The sequence below is a fragment of the Aquimarina sp. I32.4 genome (assembly GCF_002924285.1).
Classification (GTDB): Bacteria; Bacteroidota; Bacteroidia; order Flavobacteriales; family Flavobacteriaceae; genus Aquimarina.
In genome coordinates this window covers 26307-47441 of the sequence record NZ_PGUB01000032.1, presented here as the reverse complement: position 1 = coordinate 47441, position 21135 = coordinate 26307, and the positions used below count along the sequence as shown (strand labels likewise).

At 30.2% G+C, this 21135-nt stretch carries 25 protein-coding genes; 12 read left to right on the top strand and 13 right to left on the bottom strand.

All coding sequences use genetic code 11. From position 1 onward, the window contains the following. The coding region (locus tag CVD18_RS09300; protein ID WP_199185064.1) for a UPF0236 family transposase-like protein at positions 1-525 on the top strand (525 nt) is incomplete at its 5' end. On the opposite strand, the gene CVD18_RS09295 is transcribed toward CVD18_RS09300, so the two are convergent. The 5 genes from CVD18_RS09295 to nadC form a co-directional block, all read right to left on the bottom strand. Next, positions 497-718, bottom strand: coding sequence for a DUF2147 domain-containing protein (locus CVD18_RS09295; protein ID WP_103865165.1), 222 nt, complete (start codon positions 716-718; stop codon positions 497-499). The genes CVD18_RS09300 and CVD18_RS09295 overlap by 29 nt on opposite strands. A gap of 172 nt (positions 719-890) precedes the next feature. Continuing rightward, the gene (locus tag CVD18_RS09290; protein ID WP_103865170.1) at positions 891-1454 is read right to left on the bottom strand and encodes a chalcone isomerase family protein; all 564 of its coding nucleotides are present in this window, start codon (positions 1452-1454) and stop codon (positions 891-893) included. 136 nt (positions 1455-1590) lie between these two features. After that, a complete protein-coding gene (locus CVD18_RS09285) occupies positions 1591-2151 on the bottom strand; it encodes a chalcone isomerase family protein (protein WP_103865164.1) in 561 nt (186 codons plus the stop codon). A 22-nt stretch (positions 2152-2173) separates the two neighbouring features. Then, positions 2174-3094 carry a YihY/virulence factor BrkB family protein gene (locus CVD18_RS09280; RefSeq protein ID WP_103865163.1) on the bottom strand — a complete coding sequence of 307 codons (921 nt, stop codon included), beginning with the start codon at positions 3092-3094 and terminating at the stop codon, positions 2174-2176. Between the two features lie 3 nt (positions 3095-3097). Next, entirely contained in the window at positions 3098-3955 is an 858-nt protein-coding gene (gene nadC, locus CVD18_RS09275) for a carboxylating nicotinate-nucleotide diphosphorylase (protein WP_103865162.1), read from the bottom strand. Positions 3956-4095: 140 nt separating this feature from the next. On the opposite strand from nadC, the gene rlmH reads away from it, so the two are divergent. Further along, positions 4096-4569: a 23S rRNA (pseudouridine(1915)-N(3))-methyltransferase RlmH gene (gene rlmH, locus CVD18_RS09270; protein ID WP_103865161.1), complete on the top strand. Its 474-nt coding sequence runs from the start codon at positions 4096-4098 to the stop codon at positions 4567-4569. A 24-nt stretch (positions 4570-4593) separates the two neighbouring features. Here the strand turns inward: rlmH and CVD18_RS09265 are convergent, their stop codons facing one another. Genes CVD18_RS09265 through CVD18_RS09255 form a run of 3 tightly spaced genes read right to left on the bottom strand, consistent with a single transcriptional unit; the run spans position 4594 to position 7184 of the window. After that, positions 4594-5025 carry a hypothetical protein gene (locus CVD18_RS09265; RefSeq protein ID WP_103865160.1) on the bottom strand — a complete coding sequence of 144 codons (432 nt, stop codon included), beginning with the start codon at positions 5023-5025 and terminating at the stop codon, positions 4594-4596. 26 nt (positions 5026-5051) lie between these two features. Further along, on the bottom strand, positions 5052-5735 hold the full coding sequence (locus CVD18_RS09260; protein WP_103865159.1) for a response regulator transcription factor: 684 nt from the start codon (positions 5733-5735) through the stop codon (positions 5052-5054). Positions 5736-5786: 51 nt separating this feature from the next. After that, on the bottom strand, positions 5787-7184 hold the full coding sequence (locus tag CVD18_RS09255) for a sensor histidine kinase KdpD (RefSeq protein WP_233194514.1): 1398 nt from the start codon (positions 7182-7184) through the stop codon (positions 5787-5789). Between the two features lie 235 nt (positions 7185-7419). On the opposite strand from CVD18_RS09255, the gene CVD18_RS09250 reads away from it, so the two are divergent. The 7 genes from CVD18_RS09250 to CVD18_RS09220 all read left to right on the top strand — a co-directional run bounded on the left by CVD18_RS09250 (position 7420) and on the right by CVD18_RS09220 (position 13339). After that, the gene (locus CVD18_RS09250) at positions 7420-8322 is read left to right on the top strand and encodes a geranylgeranylglycerol-phosphate geranylgeranyltransferase (RefSeq protein WP_103865157.1); all 903 of its coding nucleotides are present in this window, start codon (positions 7420-7422) and stop codon (positions 8320-8322) included. 7 nt (positions 8323-8329) lie between these two features. Further along, complete coding sequence (locus CVD18_RS09245; RefSeq protein ID WP_103865156.1) at positions 8330-8917, top strand: Maf-like protein; 588 nt, start codon at positions 8330-8332, stop codon at positions 8915-8917. 32 nt (positions 8918-8949) lie between these two features. Continuing rightward, a complete protein-coding gene (locus CVD18_RS09240) occupies positions 8950-9885 on the top strand; it encodes a septum formation inhibitor Maf (RefSeq protein WP_103865155.1) in 936 nt (311 codons plus the stop codon). 23 nt (positions 9886-9908) lie between these two features. Beyond that, positions 9909-10196: a 4a-hydroxytetrahydrobiopterin dehydratase gene (locus CVD18_RS09235; protein WP_103865154.1), complete on the top strand. Its 288-nt coding sequence runs from the start codon at positions 9909-9911 to the stop codon at positions 10194-10196. Positions 10197-10325: 129 nt separating this feature from the next. Further along, entirely contained in the window at positions 10326-11051 is a 726-nt protein-coding gene (locus tag CVD18_RS09230; RefSeq protein ID WP_103865153.1) for a YebC/PmpR family DNA-binding transcriptional regulator, read from the top strand. Positions 11052-11341: 290 nt separating this feature from the next. Then, complete coding sequence (locus CVD18_RS09225; protein WP_103865152.1) at positions 11342-12712, top strand: mercuric reductase; 1371 nt, start codon at positions 11342-11344, stop codon at positions 12710-12712. Positions 12713-12838: 126 nt separating this feature from the next. After that, complete coding sequence (locus CVD18_RS09220) at positions 12839-13339, top strand: hypothetical protein (RefSeq protein WP_233194513.1); 501 nt, start codon at positions 12839-12841, stop codon at positions 13337-13339. Here the strand turns inward: CVD18_RS09220 and CVD18_RS09215 are convergent, their stop codons facing one another. From CVD18_RS09215 to CVD18_RS09205, 3 genes are all read right to left on the bottom strand, one after another. Continuing rightward, on the bottom strand, positions 13340-13891 hold the full coding sequence (locus CVD18_RS09215; RefSeq protein WP_103865150.1) for a 1-acyl-sn-glycerol-3-phosphate acyltransferase: 552 nt from the start codon (positions 13889-13891) through the stop codon (positions 13340-13342). Between the two features lie 85 nt (positions 13892-13976). Continuing rightward, complete coding sequence (gene kdsB, locus CVD18_RS23345) at positions 13977-15821, bottom strand: 3-deoxy-manno-octulosonate cytidylyltransferase (protein ID WP_103865169.1); 1845 nt, start codon at positions 15819-15821, stop codon at positions 13977-13979. Positions 15822-15980: 159 nt separating this feature from the next. Next, positions 15981-17408: an ATP-dependent RecD-like DNA helicase gene (locus CVD18_RS09205; protein WP_103865149.1), complete on the bottom strand. Its 1428-nt coding sequence runs from the start codon at positions 17406-17408 to the stop codon at positions 15981-15983. Between the two features lie 136 nt (positions 17409-17544). Here CVD18_RS09205 and CVD18_RS09200 point away from each other — a divergent pair, with 136 nt between their 5' ends. From CVD18_RS09200 to CVD18_RS09190, 3 genes are read left to right on the top strand one after another with little or no spacing between them, the layout of a single operon-like run. Next, positions 17545-18189, top strand: coding sequence for a hypothetical protein (locus tag CVD18_RS09200; RefSeq protein WP_103865148.1), 645 nt, complete (start codon positions 17545-17547; stop codon positions 18187-18189). Further along, complete coding sequence (locus CVD18_RS09195) at positions 18170-18994, top strand: DUF3822 family protein (protein WP_103865147.1); 825 nt, start codon at positions 18170-18172, stop codon at positions 18992-18994. The genes CVD18_RS09200 and CVD18_RS09195 overlap by 20 nt, the downstream gene beginning before the upstream one ends. 3 nt (positions 18995-18997) lie before the next feature. Then, entirely contained in the window at positions 18998-19534 is a 537-nt protein-coding gene (locus CVD18_RS09190; protein WP_199185063.1) for an RsmD family RNA methyltransferase, read from the top strand. 10 nt (positions 19535-19544) lie between these two features. Here the strand turns inward: CVD18_RS09190 and CVD18_RS09185 are convergent, their stop codons facing one another. Both CVD18_RS09185 and CVD18_RS09180 read right to left on the bottom strand, forming a co-directional pair. Continuing rightward, complete coding sequence (locus CVD18_RS09185; RefSeq protein WP_103865146.1) at positions 19545-20000, bottom strand: hypothetical protein; 456 nt, start codon at positions 19998-20000, stop codon at positions 19545-19547. 227 nt (positions 20001-20227) lie between these two features. Continuing rightward, positions 20228-21118 (bottom strand): aldo/keto reductase family oxidoreductase, encoded by an 891-nt coding sequence (locus CVD18_RS09180; protein ID WP_103865145.1) that lies wholly within the window; start codon positions 21116-21118, stop codon positions 20228-20230. Positions 21119-21135: the final 17 nt, after the last annotated feature.

The window sequence follows — 21135 nt, the reverse complement described above, 5'->3', positions numbered from 1 at the left end:
GCTCATTTGGAAAATCTGAACTCTCTTGTCTTTATAGCAGATGGCGCAAGGTGGATTTGGAAATGGATAGAACAACACTATCCTGAAAGTATACAGATTGTAGATTATTATCATTGTAAAGAACATCTATGCGAATTTGCTAAACTTTACTATAAAGATGAAAAACAAAGATATAAGTGGATTGATACATGCTCAGAAATGATGCTCACCAAGGGGATTGACCCCATTATTGTAACACTTGAAAAATTACCAGAACAGCGCAAAACAACTGGAAAAAGAAACACATTGATCAACTATTATCGTAAAAATAAAGACAGAATGCAGTATCATAAATATATTGAAAAAGGGCTGATAATAGGATCGGGAGCCATAGAATCTGCTCACAAAGATGTGCTGCAACAGCGATTGAAGTTATCTGGGCAGCGATGGACTATGGAAGGTTTTCAACAAATGGCGCAACTAAGAGTAGTATATAAAAGCAAACAAGAACACAGGATCAAACAATTATGCCAAAATGCAGCATAATGGGAAATTTGTCGTACACCCCCATCCCTTCTATCTGTTTATTACAATTAACCCCTTCACATTCAGTACATAAATTATTCCTTTCTTCTTCATTCAGTATTTTTTTAATTTTCCCAAATAACTTATTTCCATTTTTATATATTTCTACAATAAACCTTGTTTCTTCTGTAGTATCATCAATTGTCTTCCACATCCCTACAATTTGTTTCTGTGCCGTTATTGTTCCAGAAATAAAAAAATAGAAACAAAAATTACTTTACAAAAATTCATAGTTTTATTATAATTTATTATTCTTCACCCAATATAAAACAAAAAACGACCTATTTATAAACAGGTCGTTTTTTGTTATTACTGTGACAATAGCTTTACTGTATTCCTAACATTCCTTTTTTTATACCTTCGCTTGCGGGTTTATCTCCTAACCAAATTTTAAATAATGCATATTTAAAATCACGACCTTCAATCACCCCTAATTCTTTTCCGTTTTTGAAAGCGATTACTCCTTTGTCTTTTACATAAACTATATCAAAAATGTCATTTTTAACAATTGGCTCTGAAAAAAACTTAATAAACTTTGTTATTCTTTCGTCTAACGCATCGGTATTACCATAAGTAGATTTAGTAAAACCGTCTTTTACAGCTTTTATCATTTTCTTTTGTGTAACAAAACCAGAAACAATATTTAATTTAATTGCCATAGTTTCGTCTACTTCAAGAATTTCCTTTGGATCTTTTCTTCTTTTTGACATGTAAAGCCCTCCAGCATACATATCAATCCAAAGCACTTGTCTCATTCCTGCACCGTTGAGTTTTAATTCTGTTCCTCCAAAATTTTCTTCATAAGGAAGAATAGCATTCCCCACTCTAATTTGCGCTGTAAGCGAGGACAATGAAATTAGTGCTATTACTATTAAAATATTATTTCTCATTATATAATAAATATGTTTTAGGGTAATTAATTTATAATCTCCAAAAAATTTAAAAAGTGCATCCATTTAAACAGGGGATATATGCACAACATATTGAGAACGTGTTTACTTATTCTTTTGACAAAAGTATAAATTATTAATTACCTAGCATTTCTTTTTTCAAACCTTTATCTGCTGGTTTACTTCCTATCCAAATATTAAAAAGAGCTTCTTTAAAGTCTAATCCAGTTACATATCCTTTTTCTACTCCATCCTTATAGATTATACTTCCTTTTCCTTTTTCATATACTATATCATAAATTTGGTCAACCTCGATTTCATTATTAATGAATCCAATAAATTTTTCTATTCTTTTATTATAAGGTTTTAGATTTCCATTTGTAGATTTTTTAAACCCTTCTCTCAATGCTGAAGCCATCTTATCTCTAGACATCATTCCTGATAAGATATGTAACTTGATAGCCATTGTTTCATCTGCCTTTGCTATTGTACTTGCACTGGTGTTCTTTTTCTTTAGATATAATGCTCCAGCATAAATATCAAAAAAGAATTTTTCTCTAATTCCTGCTCCATTAATTATTAATTTTTCTTCATTAAACTTTACGGTATTCGGCAATGTAGCATCTCCTACCTTTGTCTGAGAATTAACAGAAATAAAAGTTACAAAAACAATAAATAAAATACTTAATTTTTTCATTTTATACAATTTGGATATTAAGTTAATAAAAATTTTTTCTAAGCTGGTTTAATGAGGCGTTTAATTCAAAACCTAATAATACCAAATTTGCATTAAGCCATATATACAGCATTAGAATCAACATGGCTCCTATAGACCCATATAATTTGTTATAATTTGAGAAGTTATCTATATAAACCCCAAATAAATAAGTAGTTACAATAATCAAAAGAGTTGTCATAAATGCTCCTGGAGAAAAGAATTTATTTTGCCTTCCTTCTGAGGTACCAAAATAAAATAATGTTGCGATAGTTACAAAAATCATAAAAACGAATAGTGCATATTTCCCTATAGTAAGCCAAAAAACGGTATCATCTACGACTCCCATTCTATTTAAATTATCTACTAGATAAGAAAAATACAGTGTTCCTATAACTGTAATTAACAATAACGATGCCACAATAATAGACACCCCTAATGCTACAAGATACTGTCTAACAAAATTTCTATTAAGTGTTACATGATAAGAATATTCAAAACCAGAAAAAACAGCATTGACCCCATTAGTCATAAAAAGTATTGACAATACAAATACTGTAGATAATAGTCCTCCTCTAGGGTTTGATGCTATATCCTTAAATATTTCAGAAAAAAATTCAGAAGATTGCTTAGGTAACGCTCCATTAACAAATTCAAAAAAATTCTCTTCAAATTGATCTATTGGTACATATGGTATCAAATTCAAAAGAAATAATAAAAAAGGAAATAGAGACAAAAAGAAACTCCAAGATATTGCACTTGCTCTTGCTGAAAAAGTACCTTTAACAATCCCTATAGCATAAATTTCTATCAAATCATATATTGACAACCCTACAAAACCAGGAAGAATAATTTTCTTCCCTACTTTGACCAAAACATTGATCACAGGAATTTTATTAAGTTTATCTTCTATAGGTTTTGACATATATTACACCGCTTTCAAGCTCAAATCAAGATTATACACAGAGTGAGTAAGTGCACCACTACTTATAAAATCTACTCCACATTCTGCATATTTACGAACGGTTTTCTCATTAATCCCTCCACTAGATTCTGTAAGGCAAGTATCTCCTATCATCTTTACTGCTTTTTGAGTATCCTCATAATCAAAATTATCTATCAATATCCTGTATACTCCCGATGTCTGTAAAATTTCTTTAATCTCATCGAGGTTACGAGCTTCTACGATAATCTTAAGATCTAAATTATTATCAATAAGATATTGTTTTGTTTTTTCTATTGCTTTGGTAATACCTCCTGCAAAGTCTATATGATTATCCTTAAGCATAATCATATCATATAGTGCAAATCTATGGTTTTCTCCTCCTCCTATTTTTACTGCCCATTTTTCTAATGCTCGTATACCTGGGGTAGTTTTACGAGTATCAAGAATTTTGGTTTCTGTACCTTCTAATAGTTTTACAAATTGATGTGTCTTGGTAGCTATTGCACTCATTCGTTGCATTGCATTAAGCACTAGCCGTTCTGCTTTGAGAATCGACTGTGAACTTCCAGAAACATAAAATGCTATATCACCATATTTAACAAGTGTACCATCTTTTATTTTTACTTCTACAGTAATAGCGGGATCAACATACTCAAATACCTTGATCGCAAAATCTACTCCTGCAAGAATACCTTCATCTTTAACCAATAGTTTTGCTTTTCCTGTTTCTGTTTCTGGAATACAGGCTAATGAACTATGATCTCCATCTCCTACATCTTCTCGTATTGCATTACTTATTATTAAATCAATTTCTTTATTGAATTGGATTTCACTAATCATATTGAATGGTTATTTTTGCTAATGTAAAAAAAGAAGTCGGAAGTACGAAGTAAGAAATACAACGTATTTCTATTAGTTTTCAAAAAAAACTATAAATTCTCTTTCTTTTTTGAGCAAAAACATATCAATACTTTATATCAATGAATATTAAATTACTTGCTATAGGCAAAACAGACAACCAAGAATTGAAAGATCTTATAAACAGCTATATCAAGAGATTACAATTCTACATTAAATTTAGTTTTGAAATAATTCCTGATATTAAGAACTCTAAAAATCTCAGTGAATCACAACAGAAAGAAAAAGAGGGTAAACTAATTCTTAATTATGTTGAAAATTCTGATGTATTAATCCTTTTGGATGAAAATGGAAAGCAATACGACTCTATAGCATTTTCTCAAGTATTACAAAAACATATGAATAGCGGAATCAAACAGCTTATTTTTGTTATAGGAGGCCCATATGGTTTTAGTCCTGAGGTATACAATAGAGCAAATGGTAAATTATCTTTGTCTAAGATGACTTTTTCTCATCAAATGATCCGCTTATTTTTTATAGAACAATTATATCGTGGGTTTACCATTTTAAAAAATGAACCTTATCATCATCGATAAGATTCATTTTTATTTAATTTTTATTTAATTTTTGCTTGATTTTGATGTTATTAATTTCAGTTCATCCCTTATTACTTTAAACTTTTTAATAATTTTATCTGATGCTAATTCTTTATCTATATTAATTCTTAATCGATTTCCTTTGAGTTGTACTGTATATAACTCTTCTCCATCTATTCCTTTTTCCCAAGAATATTCATCTGCATCGGTATTCATATTTTCTTCTCCTAATTGATCTATTAAATAGGTCTTTACATTGCTTATCTTCTCTTTTACAAATTTTATTTTGATTTTAAGATTTTTGTCTGTGTCAATAACTGCAAAAGACCTGTAGTAGTTGTCTTCTTCTACGACCACTTTAGTGGATTCTTCTGTTGAAGTTATTGTATTTGTTTGTGCGCTTGCGGTAAGAGTTCCTATAAGAAAGCTTACCAAAATAATAATTAATGTCTTCATCTGTTTATTTTTGATTGATATTGATGTTATTGTTCTACTCTAAATGTTAACCCTACCCCTCTTACACTTTCTATTGTAATATTATTATCTTGTTTAAAATATTTGCGTAATCGACTTATAAACACATCCATGCTTCTACCTGAAAAAAAGTCATCATTACCCCAAACATCTTTAAGTAATTTTTCTCTTTTAATCATTACATTCTTATTGACCCATAAATAATGTATCAAAATAGTTTCTTTTTTTGTCAATCGTTGTGATTCATTATTTAGTTTTAATTGATGATTATTAATAATAAATTCATAATTTCCTATTGATATACTCTCTTCTTTAGGCAGTGTTGTTTTCTTTGATCTTTTTAGAATATTTTGGAGCTTCAGCACTAATATATCTGCTTCAAAAGGTTTTACTATATAATCATCTGCTCCCAACTTAAGTCCCCTTATTTTATCATCTTTCATTTTCTTGGCAGTAAGAAATATAAATGGAATTTCAGGATCAATATCTACTACTTTCTCGGCTAATACAAAACCATCCATTTTAGGCATCATTACATCAAATACACAGATGTCAATTTTCTTTTTGGAAAATTCTTGCAAAGCTTCTACACCATCCTTTGCCCAAGTAACTGTATAGCCATGTAGTTCTAAATATTGTTTTAAAATACTTCCAAAATCAAAATCATCTTCTGCTAGTAATATGTGCTTCATTTGTTTTTATAATCTTTTTTCTAAAGGTTAATTGTATTTACCAGTCATTCCTTAATTAATCGGTATAGTAATACTGAATGACACTCCTTTATCAGAATTATTCTTTATTTCAATTCTCCCTGAATGTGCTTTGATAATTTGATTTGTATAAAATAACCCTAGCCCTAATCCTTTTACATCATGAACGTTGCCTGTAGTTACTCTATAAAATTTCTCAAAAACTTTAAAATGCTCTTTTTCAGAAATCCCTATACCATTATCCTTTATCGTAACTATATAGTTATTATTTTTAAACTCTGTTTGAATACTAATCTTCACTTTTTCTTTACCATATTTTACTGCATTCTCCATTACATTAAACAAAGCTGTAGTAAATAAAAATTTATCAATATTTATATATACGGGGTTATATTCTATTTTTTCATATACTTCTACATCTTTATGTTTTACAGATAATTTAAAGTCTTCTACCGCTTCTTTAAAATATTCTGTATCCAAAACTCTTTCTTTATGCAGTTCTATGTCTTTTGATCCTAAGGTATTATTCATTACCTGATCTATTAATTTTTGCAACCTATTATTTTGTCTATCTAATATATCTAATGCGTTAGAAAATATGTTGGGTGAGTTTTGAATTTCTTTATTTCTTAAACTCTTTGAGGCAATACTTAAGGTGGCTAATGGCGTTTTTAATTCATGAGTGATATTATTGATAAAATCATTTCGCACATCTGCCATTTTCTTTTGTTGAATAGCTGTTTTTATTGAATAAAAAAGCAACGCTACTACAAACAATAATAATACAACAGAAAACAAAAATAAACTCGCCATTTGCCCAAAAACAAATCTCTTCCATTTCACAATACTGATTACATCTTCTGTTTTAATTTCAACATTAAGCGCTGTTTTGAAAATTTCACCTTGATTATCGTCTTCAAAATCATGCTCTGTAAGCCATCTTGCTTTGCTTATAACATTCCCTTCATCATCAGGAAAATCTTCTCCAAATAAAAAATAGGCATCACCAGTCTCAGTAAAAAAAACGGTATCTAATTTGTCTTTATCATTTATAATAATACTTTTTATTATTTTTTTATACTTTAATTCATACCCCAAATTAGCTTTCTCTATTTCTTTGGCATAATACTCCTTAAAGGCAGTATTCAGAGAATCTGTAAAAGGTTTAAAGCCTACAAACATTTCTGTTTTAAGAAGCTTCTGTTTTCTATATTCAGATAAATTTTTTGTTAACTCACTATACCATAATTCTGCAAGGGAATCCATTTCTTTTATATTATCTAACTCTGAAATTGATTTCTTTGTTTCTTTTAAAAAGACATCTTTTTTAAGTTGGTAAGTATTATAAATCAAATATCCTTGAATACCCGTTAGTGCCAATAATGTTAAGATAGATGTTATGATTAATATTCTAATTTTTGGTTTCATCATTGAGAGTTACATAAATTACATTCTCCTCCTTTATTACTATTCACTTATTTGATTGTTACTATATCAAAAGTAAGACAAACATAATTTGCCTTTACATAATTAAAAGCCATTAACCCTCTATTAACGTTAACAAATCTAATTATGCCCAAAAAATAAGAGACGGAAGTATCAATGTTAATAGATTAAAAATTGGGATTAATTATTACATTTACGAGCTAATTAATAGATCATTTCTATGCTACCCTATTTGAAACTAATAAAAATCAACAATCTACTTATCATCGTTCTTGCTCAATTATGTATTAAGTATGGACTTTTTGAACCATTTAATATTGCTATTACTTTAAATGGCTTTGGCATTTCATTATTATTAATCGCCACAGCCTCTATAGGAGCGGCTGGTAATATTATTATAGAAATCTATGATCAAGAAAATTCTGGACCCAAGAACTTATTATACGGGGCTATCTCAGAAAAATCAGCTAACAGATTATTTATCATTTTCAATGTTATAGGTGTTCTTATTGGATTCTATTTAGCAAACCTTATACAGAGACCCGGTTTTGCGGCTTTGTTTATTTTAATCTCAGGAGTTTTCTATATCTATGCATCCTACCTCAAAGAACTTATTGTTATTAAAAATATTATTCCAGCATTACTCATTGCTTTAAGCTTGATTGTTGTTGGAATTTTTGACCTTCTTCCTGCAATTACAGAAAAAAATAAAGAATCTCAATCTGTTATTTTTGCTATTATTATGGATTATTCAATTTTTGCATTCATGATAGTAGTACTTAGAGAAATCCTCAAAGATTGCATAAATATAGATCGAGATCACAATATTGGTATTAGAACCATTCCTATCATTTTAGGCAAAAACAGGGCTACCAAAATAATTGGGTTGTTAACTCTACTACCGATTATTTCTGTGGTTTATTATATTTACACCTATCTTTTTTCAAACAGTAAAGCTGTTTTATTTGTCTTGTTTTTTATTATAGCTCCATTATTATATTTTATGATCAGCAGCTTTAGTACAAGTACAACTAAACATCTTATTAGATTACGTTTAGTTTCTAAACTAATCCTAATAATAGCATCATTTTCTTTATTTCTTTATCAATTCGTTTTAATCTAAAAAAACTATGTTAAAAGACCTATTAAAAGAAAAAAACATAATTCTTGCCTCTGGATCACCAAGAAGACAACAGTTTTTTAAAGATCTCGGTTTAGATTTCATTATTCAACCTAAAGAGGTTGAAGAAATTTACCCTGATCATCTCAAAGCAGAAGAAATTTCGGATTATCTAGCGGTATTAAAAGTAGATGCCTTTACAGAGATAAAACATAACGATATTTTGATTACCAGTGATACAATCGTATGGCATAATGGGAAAGCACTAGGAAAACCAAAAAACTTGGAAGAAGCATCAAAAATGATTCATTCATTATCTGCAGATACTCATGAGGTGATTACCTCTGTATGTTTCAAAACATCTAAACAAGTTATTGTAGTACATCACACTACAAAAGTTGAATTCAAACAACTTTCTGAAGAAGAAGTAGAGTACTATGTAAATACTTACAAGCCTCTAGACAAAGCTGGTGCTTATGGAATACAAGAATGGATCGGTCATATTGCAATAACCTCTATAGAAGGAAGCTATTTTAATGTAATGGGACTCCCTACCCATCTTGTTTACAAAACGTTAATAGAACTTGCTAAAATGTAGCTTTATTGTACTTTGTAATGCAAAAATACATTATGAAAAAATCAATCCTTCTATTTATTATATTGGGTATACTAGTCTTTATTGCTTGCAGTAACAGCACAACAAATAAATCAAAAATCACTGATAATCAACCAATTAATGACACTAGAAAACCAAAAAAAACTCCTTCTGAAAATTTTAAAAAATATTGGTATGCTGGTGAAGCAGAAATAACATCATACGAATTAGAACAAGCAAGATATGGTGAAATAAGAAAAGGAACTTCTGTATTAATCTATGTTACTGAAGATTTTTTACCAAAAGAACAAGTAAAGGCTGATGATCAATATTCTAAAAATATACCTGTATTAAAGCTGAATGCTACCAAAAAATTTAATACAGGAATTTATCCGTATTCAATCATGCAAAGTACTTTTTATCCTGTTGCAGATAATCGACATGCCATCAAAGTGTCTAGTTCTATGCAAGAATGGTGTGGACATGTTTATGCACAACTGAACAACAGAAAAGAATTTGAAGTTTTATCGCATTCTTACTTTGAAAATGAAGCAGATCAACAATTCAAATTAGAGAAAACTACTCTGGAAAATGAAATTTGGACAAAAATAAGAATCAACCCTAAAGGTCTACCACAAGGAGAAATTCAAGTCATCCCATCTTTTGAGTTTTGTAGATTGAAACATAAAGAAATTAAGGCATACAAGGCTAGAGCTTCTCTCCAAAAAGGAGACACTACCAATATATATACTCTAGAATACTCCGAATTAGAAAGAAGTATTAGTATTACTTTTACTAATACTTTCCCTTATGAGATACAAGGTTGGTCAGAAACTTTTATTAGTGGTTTTGGAGTGAATGCGAAACAGCTTACTACAAAAGCAACTAAAATTAGCAAAATTAAATCTGCTTATTGGGGGAAAAACAGCAATAATGATGAAGTTTTACGTACTAAATTAAAACTTAAATAATAATAAATTTACATAAATAAAAAATGACAAAATTATCAGAATCCGAAATAAAAAAAAAACTAAATGATGTTGATGGTTGGGAATATCGTGACAATGCGATCCATACTACTTTTGAGTTTAATGATTTTAAAGATGCTTTTTCTGTAATGACTAGGATTGCTTTTGAAGCAGAAGTATTACAACATCACCCTGATTGGACAAACGTATATAGTAAATTACATATCAGTCTTTCTACTCACGATGCCAACGGAATCACAGAAAAGGATTTTATACTAGCCAAGACCATTGATACAATTATTGAGGGTGAATAGGTAATTATTTCTAAAAAAAATAAATATATCCTTTCTTTAAATAAATTATATTAAACTGACAAGCAATAAACATTTGTCAAAAACTTGGTTTCTACTTATGTTTGTATTCAGATTTTTAAAATTAGCATAATGGGAAGAGCTTTTGAATTCAGAAAAGCACGTAAAATGAAACGCTGGTCAGCAATGGCAAAGGCGTTTACTCGTATTGGTAAAGATATTGTAATGGCTGTGAAAGAAGGTGGACCTGATCCCGATTCTAATTCTCGCCTAAGGGCTGTTATTCAGAATGCAAAATCTGTAAACATGCCAAAAGACAATATAGAAAGGGCTATCAAAAGAGCCTCTGATAAAAATCAAGGCGATTACAAAGAAGTTCTCTTTGAAGGGTATGCTCCCCATGGTATTGCTATTTTGGTTGAAACAGCAACAGATAATAATAATAGAACTGTAGCCAATATCAGATCGTATTTCAACAAATGTGATGGCAACTTGGGTACATCGGGATCTGTAGAATTTATGTTTGACCATACATGTAACTTTAGAATAAACGGAGAAGGGTTAGATCCTGAAGAACTAGAATTTGAATTTATAGATTTTGGCGCAGAAGAAGTGTTTCAGGATGATGATGGAATATTAATTTATGCTCCTTTTGGAAGTTTTGGAACTATTCAAAAAGAATTAGAAAACCGTGAAATCGAAATTCTATCCTCTGGATTTGAACGAATCCCACAGGTTACTAAAAAATTGACTTCTGAGCAAGTCGCTGATGTAGAAAAGTTACTTGAAAAAATAGAAGAGGATGATGATGTCCAAAACGTATATCATACCATGGAAGAATCATCTTCTGAAGGGTAACAACATAGCCCCTTTACAGTATACTATTAAAGAGTTTAGCATCTGCTAAACTCTTTTTTTTTATAGATAAACTTCACTTATCTCTTATACCTATTTAAACAGATCTAAGACACTATTTACTATAAACATGTTATTAAAATCACAAGACTTAGACTAAGCTAATATATATTAACAGAAGTAAGTCTCTTCAATAATAAAACAATCTATGCTTAATTGTAGAAAAACATTTAAAATTTAGATTGTTAAATAATATTTAATAAGAAAAACTAAACACATAAATCAATAGGCTTATGAAGCATTTTTCTCATCTCATTATAGGAACAGGTCAAGCTACAGGAACTTTATTAGGTAAATTAATCCCAAAAAATGAAACAATCGGAGTGATTGAAGCCGATAAAGTTGGTGGTAGTTGCGTTAACTATGGCTGTACTCCTACCAAAACCCTAGTAGCCTCTGCAAAAGCTTTTTACCAAGCAAAAAGGGGTGATTTCTTCGGCTTTCACTCAGAAAACTTAACTCTTGATTATAGCAAGGTAAGAGATCGTATGGACAACATAAGAAATGGTAGTAGCAATGGATTAACATCTTGGATGAATAACACCCAAAATGTAGAACTCATTATGGGCAAAGCAAGGTTTACAGAATCTAAAAAAATTGAAGTAAATGGTTTGATTTATACAGCTGATAATATATACATTAATGTAGGAACCAGACCTTCTGCTCCACCAATTCCAGATTTAGACACTATAAACTGGCTTGATAGTGCAAGACTACTAGATCTAAAAAATATCCCAGAACATTTAATAGTTATTGGAGGAGGGTATATAGGTGTTGAGTTTGCTCAAGTGTTTAGGAGATTTGGTTCTCAAGTAAGCATTATACAAAGAAATAGCCAATTAATGCCAAGAGAAGATCAAGACGTTGCAGATACAATAAAAGAATTTATAGAAAGTGAAGGAATTAATGTCTATTGCAGTGCTAATACAATAAATATTACACAAAAACCCAGCCACAAAGAAGTTAACATTGAAATAAATGGAGAATCTAAAATTTTATCTGGAGATCAGGTTCTGGTTGCTACAGGAAGAACCCCAAACAGTGACACACTTGATCTAGATAATACTGGAATAAAAACTAATAATCGTGGATTTATTGAGATAGATAAATATTGTGAAACTACGGTCGAAGGCGTATTTGCTGTAGGAGATGTAAATGGTCATGGTGGATTTACCCATACTGCAGTAAACGATGCCGAAATTGTTTTAGATAAGCTTTTTGGAGGGGATCGTACATTGTATGACAGAAACATGATTTATGGATTGTTTACCGATCCTCCTCTTGGTAGAGTAGGTATGACAGAAAAAGAAGCTATCAAAAGCGGAAAAACCGTGCTAAAAGCGATTAAACCGATGAATAAAATAAGTAGAGCCAAAGAAATGGGAGAAACTAACGGATTTGTTAAAATATTAGTAGATGCAGAAACCGATCTGATTTTGGGGGCTTCTATCTTGGGAGTTGGTGGTGATGAAATCATTAATATGTTTGCTACTATTATGCATTCAAAAATTACCTATAAAGAATATCGTAAAATAGTATTAGTTCACCCTACTGTTTCTGATTTAATGCCTTGGACCTTGGATGGACTGCAAGGAATCAAATAAACTTAAAGACATAGATAGTTAGTTAACAATATGTTGTGCTAGATAGATAGTAAAAAAGCTTAGCTTATAGTTAAGCTTTTTTGTTATGTTTTTCTCAAAAACCAACTATAATTCAAATACAAAGCTATGATAAGAATAATTTTTCTCCTTTTGTTTTCATTTTCGGGAGCCATATATGCTCAAAACATGGATAATAATAAATTACAGGAAATTATTAATCAAAATGCCGATACTATAAGCGGAGTTACTGGCTACTGGAAATTTATCTATCAAAAAACACCTATGATATGTATTACAGACACAACCAATAATAGAATGAGAATCATTGCCCCCATAACTTCATCAGATACTCTCGACAAAGAACTCTTATTGGATACTATGACAGCTAATTTTCATTCAGCTTTGGATGTAAAGTATGCTATATCAAATGAAATCTTATGGTCTGTATATATACACCCACTAAAAGAACTCACAAGTGAACAGGTTATAAGTGCATTATCTCAATTATATTATGCAACAAAAAATTTTGGAACTACTTTTTCTAGTACTGAGTTTATTTTTGGTGGAAAAAATACCCGAAAAAAATCTATAGAAAAAAAACAAAAAGAAAAAATACTTAAGTTTTAATCAGACATCAAAACTATACTTAGGAACTTTCCCTTTAACTCCTTTAAAAAAACTATACATATACTTAAAATCCTTTTCTATGTCTTGAGTTGGGTAAAAAGGTTTAGAAATCAAATTTTGCTTTTTTCCAAAATCAAAAGTTACCATAATTATAGGAACTTGGGCTGCTTTTGCTATATGATAAAAACCTGTTTTCCATTCTGTTACTTTTTTTCTCGTACCTTCTGGAGCAATAGTCAAGCGCAATTCTTCTTTTTTTAGAAAAAGACCAGCAATAGCTTCTACTTTATTTTGTCCAGGAGTTCTATCTAAAGAAATACCTCCTACCTTTCTAAGGTACCATCCCAAAGGCCATTTAAAAAGTTCTTTTTTGCCTAGAAAACTTATTTTTACTCCAGCTAATTGCCTTATCAATAAACCTATATAAAAATCATGCCAGCTTGTATGTGGCACTGCTATGACCACACATTTCTTTACCGTTTCTGCGCTGAAATCTCCTATAATATTCCATCTCAAAATTTTGTGATATATAAAGGATGAGAACTGTTTCATTTTTTTATTTTGTATACTAGTATCCCTATATATGTTTTAACATATATAGGGATACTAGTTTATTTATAAAGATACTGGAAATTAATTATAAAGAACGATAAATTTCTTTAAGCTTATTGGCGTCTATTTTTGACTTCCAATCATTACCTAAAGCATTTTCCCATAAAGGTTCCAAACTTAGAGCTACTCTTGTCATAACATCTAATTGCTCTTCTGTAACATCAGCACATATACCTTCTGGAATAGTAATACCATGGTATTCTTTCATTTCATTAAACAAAGCAACACCTTCTGGGTAATATTCTTCTAATTTATCAAAAACGATACAGTTACCAATTCCATGTTTAGTTCCTAACACATATGCTAGTCCATAACTCATTGCATGAGCGACCCCAACTTGAGAATAAGCAATACTCATCCCTCCATGCCATGAAGCCATCATTAGTTTAGCATCAGCTTCTTCTCTGCTTAAATTATTTTTAAGAAAAATTTCTTTACATAAATCAAAAGCCTTCTCTCCATAACTTTGGCTAAATGCATTTAAATAAGTACCGTTTAGTGATTCAACACAATGAATATAACAATCCATACCAGTGTAAAACCATTGATCTTTTGGAACATCTTTTAGCAGTTCAGGGTCTAATATAACCTGATCAAAAGGAGTAAAATCAGAGTTAATCCCTAGTTTACGCTCTGGACCAGTAAGAACTGTTGTACGAGAAACTTCTGCTCCTGTACCAGAAATAGTAGGGATACCTACATGATAAACTGCTTTATTCTTAACCAAATCCCAACCTTGGTAGTCTGAAGCACTACCTGCATTTGTTAGTAAGATTGATACTGCCTTAGATAAATCCAAAATAGATCCTCCACCAATTCCTATAATTCCACTTGGTGTGTATTGATTATCTTCTCTAATTTTAGAAACAATGGCATCTACCTGACTTGTTTTAGGTTCTTCTTTTGTAGATATATAGATAATCTCATCAGTATAGGCCAATGGTATTCTGTCTTCTATAAAAGATTTATTATTCTCAAAAACATCATCAATCAAATAAATAAACGGCGCTATTCCATTTCGTTCTTGTGATATAATCTCACTAGTTTGACTAAAAGCCCCTTCCCCATATACCACTTTTGGTACCATCGGAAAATTTTTATGCGTGGTAACAGGCATATCAGAAATAATTGTAGATTCTGAGTTCAATAGATTTTTTTTATTAATTATTTTTTTTGCTCTTTCTAAATCTTCTGGGGTGTCTATTTCTACACCTTCATGGTGTGTTTCAACCATTTTAATATTCTTACCGTATTCTAAATATCTAATACATTCTATTTTTTCTGATGCTTCTAAAGAACGCATTGGTAATCGGTAAAAATCTAAAATAGCTTGTTTTCTAAATGCATAAACTCCTTTATGCTTATAATAAATGTGATTTATTTCTTTATCTCTAGGGAAAGGAATCGGAGCTCTAGAGTAATATAATGCATAGTCATTTTCATCAACAATAACCTTTACACTATTAGGGTTCATTATATCATCCCAATCGTTCATTGGCGTCATAAGGCTAGCTAAGTCTATACGTTGAGAATCTTTTTCATAAAAGACATTGAGTACTTTCTCTAAACTCTCTTTATCTGTAAAAGGTTCATCGCCTTGAACATTGACAACAATATCAACATCCATATCTGCTACCGCTTCTGCTATACGATCACTACCACAACTATGCTCTTTTTTACTCATTATGGCTACACCACCATAGGAAGTGATTTCTTTATAAATAATATCACTATCTGTAACTACATAAACTGAATCAAAAAGCCCTGAATCAAGAGTAGCTTCATATGTTCTTCTTATGACAGTTTTTCCTCCAAGATCCTGCATTAATTTTCCTGGAAATCGAGTTGCGGCATACCTAGCAGGTATCATTGCGATAGTTTTTAAAGTAGTTTTGTTCAAAATTTTGTTGCTTTTCTAGACATGCAAAAATAACTTTTTTTAATTAATTCCTAGATCAGATTACTTATTTAGTTTCATTATAATTTCTTAAAAAAAGAATAAAATTCAATATTTACATTTTTACATGCATTAATTTTCTTCAAAAAAATCATCTTTAAACCCTATTAAGTATAATTCTTTTCTTGCTCGAGTAACGGCTGTATATAACCACCTCAAATAATCTTTATTAATTCCATCAGGAAGATAAGGTTGTTCTATAAAAACCTTATCCCACTGCCCTCCTTGAGATTTATGACAAGTGATAGCATAAGAAAACTTAACTTGTAAACTATTAAAGAATTTATTCTTTTTCACTCCCAAAAACCGTTTATATTTTGAATTTTCGTTTTCAAAATCTTTTAATACTTCTTGATATAATTTATTAGACTCTTCATAGGATAAAGATGGTGTTTCAGATGTTAATGTATCAAGTAGTAAAACTGTTTCAAAAGGTTTTTGATTTGGATAATCGACCATATTCACATTCACTACAGCAAATCGAAATCCATATAATTCTTTTATTGAGAAAATTTCTAATACTTTAATTATATCTCCATTAGCTATAAAACCAGCTTCACTTTTAGTATCTAGCCAAAAATAATTATTCTTTACAACCATTAAATAATCACCAGGAGAAAGTTCTTCTTCTTGAAAGAGTATTCTCGAACGAATTTGTTGATTATATATATTTGCTCTTTTATTAGACCTAAGTATGATTACGGATTCCTCATGCCCTGAGCTAGAATAAGCATCATTTAGCGCCTCCATGATCTCATGACCATCAAAAAATCGTATTACATCTGGGTATCCAGCAATTTTAAACTGAAAAGAACCATAAAACCCTTCTGCTATAATCTCTCGTAATCGTGTAGCATTCATCAAAATACCACTCCCCTCTGCTTGTCTTACAACTTCATCAAGTTCTATCTGAGTAACTTCTTTATTAAATCCCATAGATAAATTATCCATATCTAATGCAGGGCTCACTTCTAATCTAACTGGAGGTAATTGTGCTGTATCACCAATAAAAAGAATTTTACAATTATGGCCAGAATATACATACATCATCAAATCATCAAGTAGTGATCCGTTTTCAAAAAGCTTACTATCACTGGGCGTATCAGGTATCATAGAAGCTTCATCAACTACAAAAATAGTATTGCGACTCTTATTTTGTTTCAGCTGAAAAGCCATTCCACCACTTTTATCTTTTTTCGGGTAATAAATATTTCGATGAATGGTTTGAGCTTGTCTTCCTGAGTAATTACTAATCACCTTAGCTGCACGTCCTGTTGGAGCTAAAAGAACTACATTTACCTTTATTTTCCATAGATTTTTAACCAAAGAACCAATTAATGTAGTTTTTCCTGTACCAGCATACCCTTTTAATAAAAAAAGTATATCCTTTGATTCTGATAACACAAAATCTGATAGTTTTTGTAAAACAATATCTTGTTTTAAAGTAGGTTCAAAAGGGAAATCTTCTTTTAATAACCTATAAAATTCTTTTTCCCTCATTAAATTTTTTATCTATATAATTCATTATATTCATTAATAAATCAAAGATAAGGATGATTTTTTGGCAATAAACTTTTACGATTAAAAAAAAATTGTAGATTTGCGTATACACTAATGTTTAAAGCTAAATTATAAAATGAAAATTGTAATTCAATTAGTTCTTTGGGTAATTATAGGGTTTTTGGGATACTTAGTATACAATTCTATTAACGGTCCTGTCGAATTCAATAAAATTAAGCAAGCCAGATATGCAAAAGCCGTTGAAAATTTAAGAGATATTCGTACAGCTCAAATAGCGCATAGAACTGTAACTGGAAAATTTGAAGAAGATCCAGTTAAGTTAGTTGCATTTATAGATACCGCTAAATTCACTTTGACTCAAAGAAGGGATTCCAGTTTTATCAGATTTAATAAAGTATTAAAAATTGACGAGCCAAGAGATACTGTAATTGTAGATACCCTTGGTCATGCATCTGTTAAAGATTCATTATTCAAAAAAGGGAATCATAAAAATATGATTAAAATACCTATTGAAGGAATCGATGCCAATTTTGAGCTAAAAGCTGGCTACATCAACAAAAACGATCTTAGAGTTGCTGTTTTTGAAGCTAAAGTAGCTAAAGATGTACTACTACATGATCTAGATAAAGATTTATTAGCTCAAGAAAAAGAAGTACAATCAGTAGATGGAGTTAACGGACCATACCTATCTGTAGGATCAATGACAGAAGTAATGACATCTGGTAACTGGCCAAGAACTTATGGTACAAACGATCAATAATACTATTGATAATACATCAAAAATATTGTCCATTCAAGTAAGCTTGAATGGACTTTCTTTTTGCATAGTAGACGCCAATAAAAAAATAATAGCTTTAGAAAGCGAAAATTTTGGCATACAAATCACACCCAATCAATTACTAGATAAGATCAAACATATATTTGATCACAACCAAAATGTAAAAGAATCATTTAGTACTATTGAAATAATTTATCAAAATGACTTATACACTATAGTTCCTAAACCATTATTCAATAAAGAATTACTAAATGATTATTTAAAATTTAACACAAAAGTTCTAGAGCATGATTTTATAGCTTATGATGAACTAGATCCTCATAATATTGTTACTGTATATATACCATATACAAATATTAATAATTTCTTTTTTGAAAATTTTGGATCATTTACCTATAAACATTCTAGCACTATATTAATTAACTCGCTACTTACACAAGAAAAAAATAGTGGAGAAATTAGTGTTTTTGCTAATATGAGTACTGCTTCTTTTGATATCATTGTTATTAATAAAGGAAATTTAATTTTAAGTAACACTTTTAGACATCAAACTAAAGAGGATTTCTTATATTATTTAATGTATACTGCTGAACAATTACAGTTAAACCCAGAAGAGTTCAGGTTAGTTTTTCTTGGTAATATCACAAAAAATAATGAATACTACAACATCGCATACACCTATATCCGTAATGTGAGTTTTGGTAACCATCAAATAACACCACATTTTTCATCCCATATACCTCCTCTTGAGGCTCATCAACATTTTGTTTTACTTAGTCATTTTTAATTTATGCGTATTATTTCAGGAAAACACAAAGGAAAAAGACTTACGGCACCAAAGAAATTACCTGTTCGCCCTACTACAGATATGGCCAAAGAAGGGTTATTTAATATTCTGGGGAATTATTATAACTTCTCTACTATTTCAGTAGTAGATCTTTTTGCTGGTACTGGAAACATAAGCTATGAATTTCTATCAAGAGGTACCGAAAACATAACAGCTGTAGATTCACATTATGCATGTGTAGGGTATATAAAAAGTACTACAAAAGAACTAGGCTCTCCTATAGAAACAATAAAAAGTGATGTATATAACTACCTTGAAAAGGTAAAACATAAAGCTGATATCATATTTGCTGACCCTCCTTATGATTTTACCATTGAACAATTTACAAAAATAGCCACTCTAGTATTTGAGAATGAATTGCTTAATGATGATGGTATGTTAATCATAGAACATTCTAAATACACCTCTCTTGAAGAAGCACCTTATTTTGATAATTCTAGAAAATACGGAGGATCTGTGTTTAGTTTTTTTAAAAAATAAGTCTTTTAAATCAAGAAGCTTTCATCACAGAAGTTCGAATAGAAAACTCATCAATAGTAGACAGGTTACTCAAAGAATTAATCTGATGTGATGCATTACTAATAATTTCTTCATAATAAGCTAATACATGTATATCAAACCCAGGCGTGTCTTCTGCTGTCATCTTAAAAATATCCATCTGATATATAAAGTTATTTAGGATATGATGACTAGAAGATAACATCGCCTTGTATATGTCTTTTTTTACATTCTCCATCTGTGTTTTTTTAAGATGCTGTCTAACATCTCCAAGAATAAATATAAAAAATATTATAAGAGGAATTATCATCTCATCAAACTGAAATTTATCTAGACTTTTTAATACAATAATAAAATTTTCGAATAGCTCTAATTCTAAAACAATAGACACTACATATACCAAGAGAGATATCATCAATCCAATATATGTTAACTTGTAATTATTCATTGGTCTTAAGTGATGTGGGGTTAGAATAAATATGATTTACGAAATATTAATTTTTGATAGTATACCAAAAATTATGAAACCGCAAATACATCATTAATTACTATTTTTAAATATATGGAAAAAAAGTAAAAAAATGTAATTTACTAGTATTTTATAACAAACATATAACTATCGATTTAACAATCATTTAGAATTATTCATTACAAATACTTACCACAAACAGTTAATTAAGGTACAGGTTTTCCTTCTGAGGCTTCCCAAATCATAAACCACTCTTCATCTGTAATAGTAATTTTCAAAGCATCTACAGCCAACCGTATGCGGTCAATTTTTGTAGAACCAACTATAGGAATGATACCTGATGGATGTTTTATTATCCAAGAGATCAATATTTGATCTGGTCTTGCTTTATATTTTTCACTTAAACCTGTCAACACTTTTTTTACTCTAACCTCTCTGTCATCTAGATCATTAGAAAACAACTTCCCTCCTGCCATGACAGAGTACGCCATTGGCTTAATCTTTTTAAGTATACATTGACCCAAAACCCCGTCAACAAAAGGATTTAAACACAATGGAGACACCTCTACCTGATTAGTTATCAAATCTATAAAAGAATTCAATACTTCAAATTGAGTTATGGTAAAGTTAGAAACACCAAAAGACAAAACTTTACCACTGTCCTTAAGTTCAGTAAAAGCTTCTGCAATTTCTTGCGGATTCATCAATGGACTTGGCCTATGAATCAAAAGTAAATCTATATACTCTGTTTTTAAGTTTTGTAATGATTTCTCTACAGAAGATATTATATATTCTTTACTTGTATCATACGATATAATTTTATTACTAGGCCTGTTTGGAGTTACTAATTTAATCCCGCATTTGGTAATAAGCTTCATTTTACCTCTAAGAGATGTTTTTTTTTGAATAGCATTACCAAATAATGATTCTGTAGTATAGTGTCCATAAATATCTGCATGATCAAATGTTGACACACCTATATCAAGACAATCCTCAATCAATCTACAAACTTGATCTACAGATAAATCAACACCCCATTCTCCCCAATTCATACACCCTGCAATTATTGGAGAAAATATTGAACCTTGAGCTTTCATTTTTCTTTTTTTTTGAA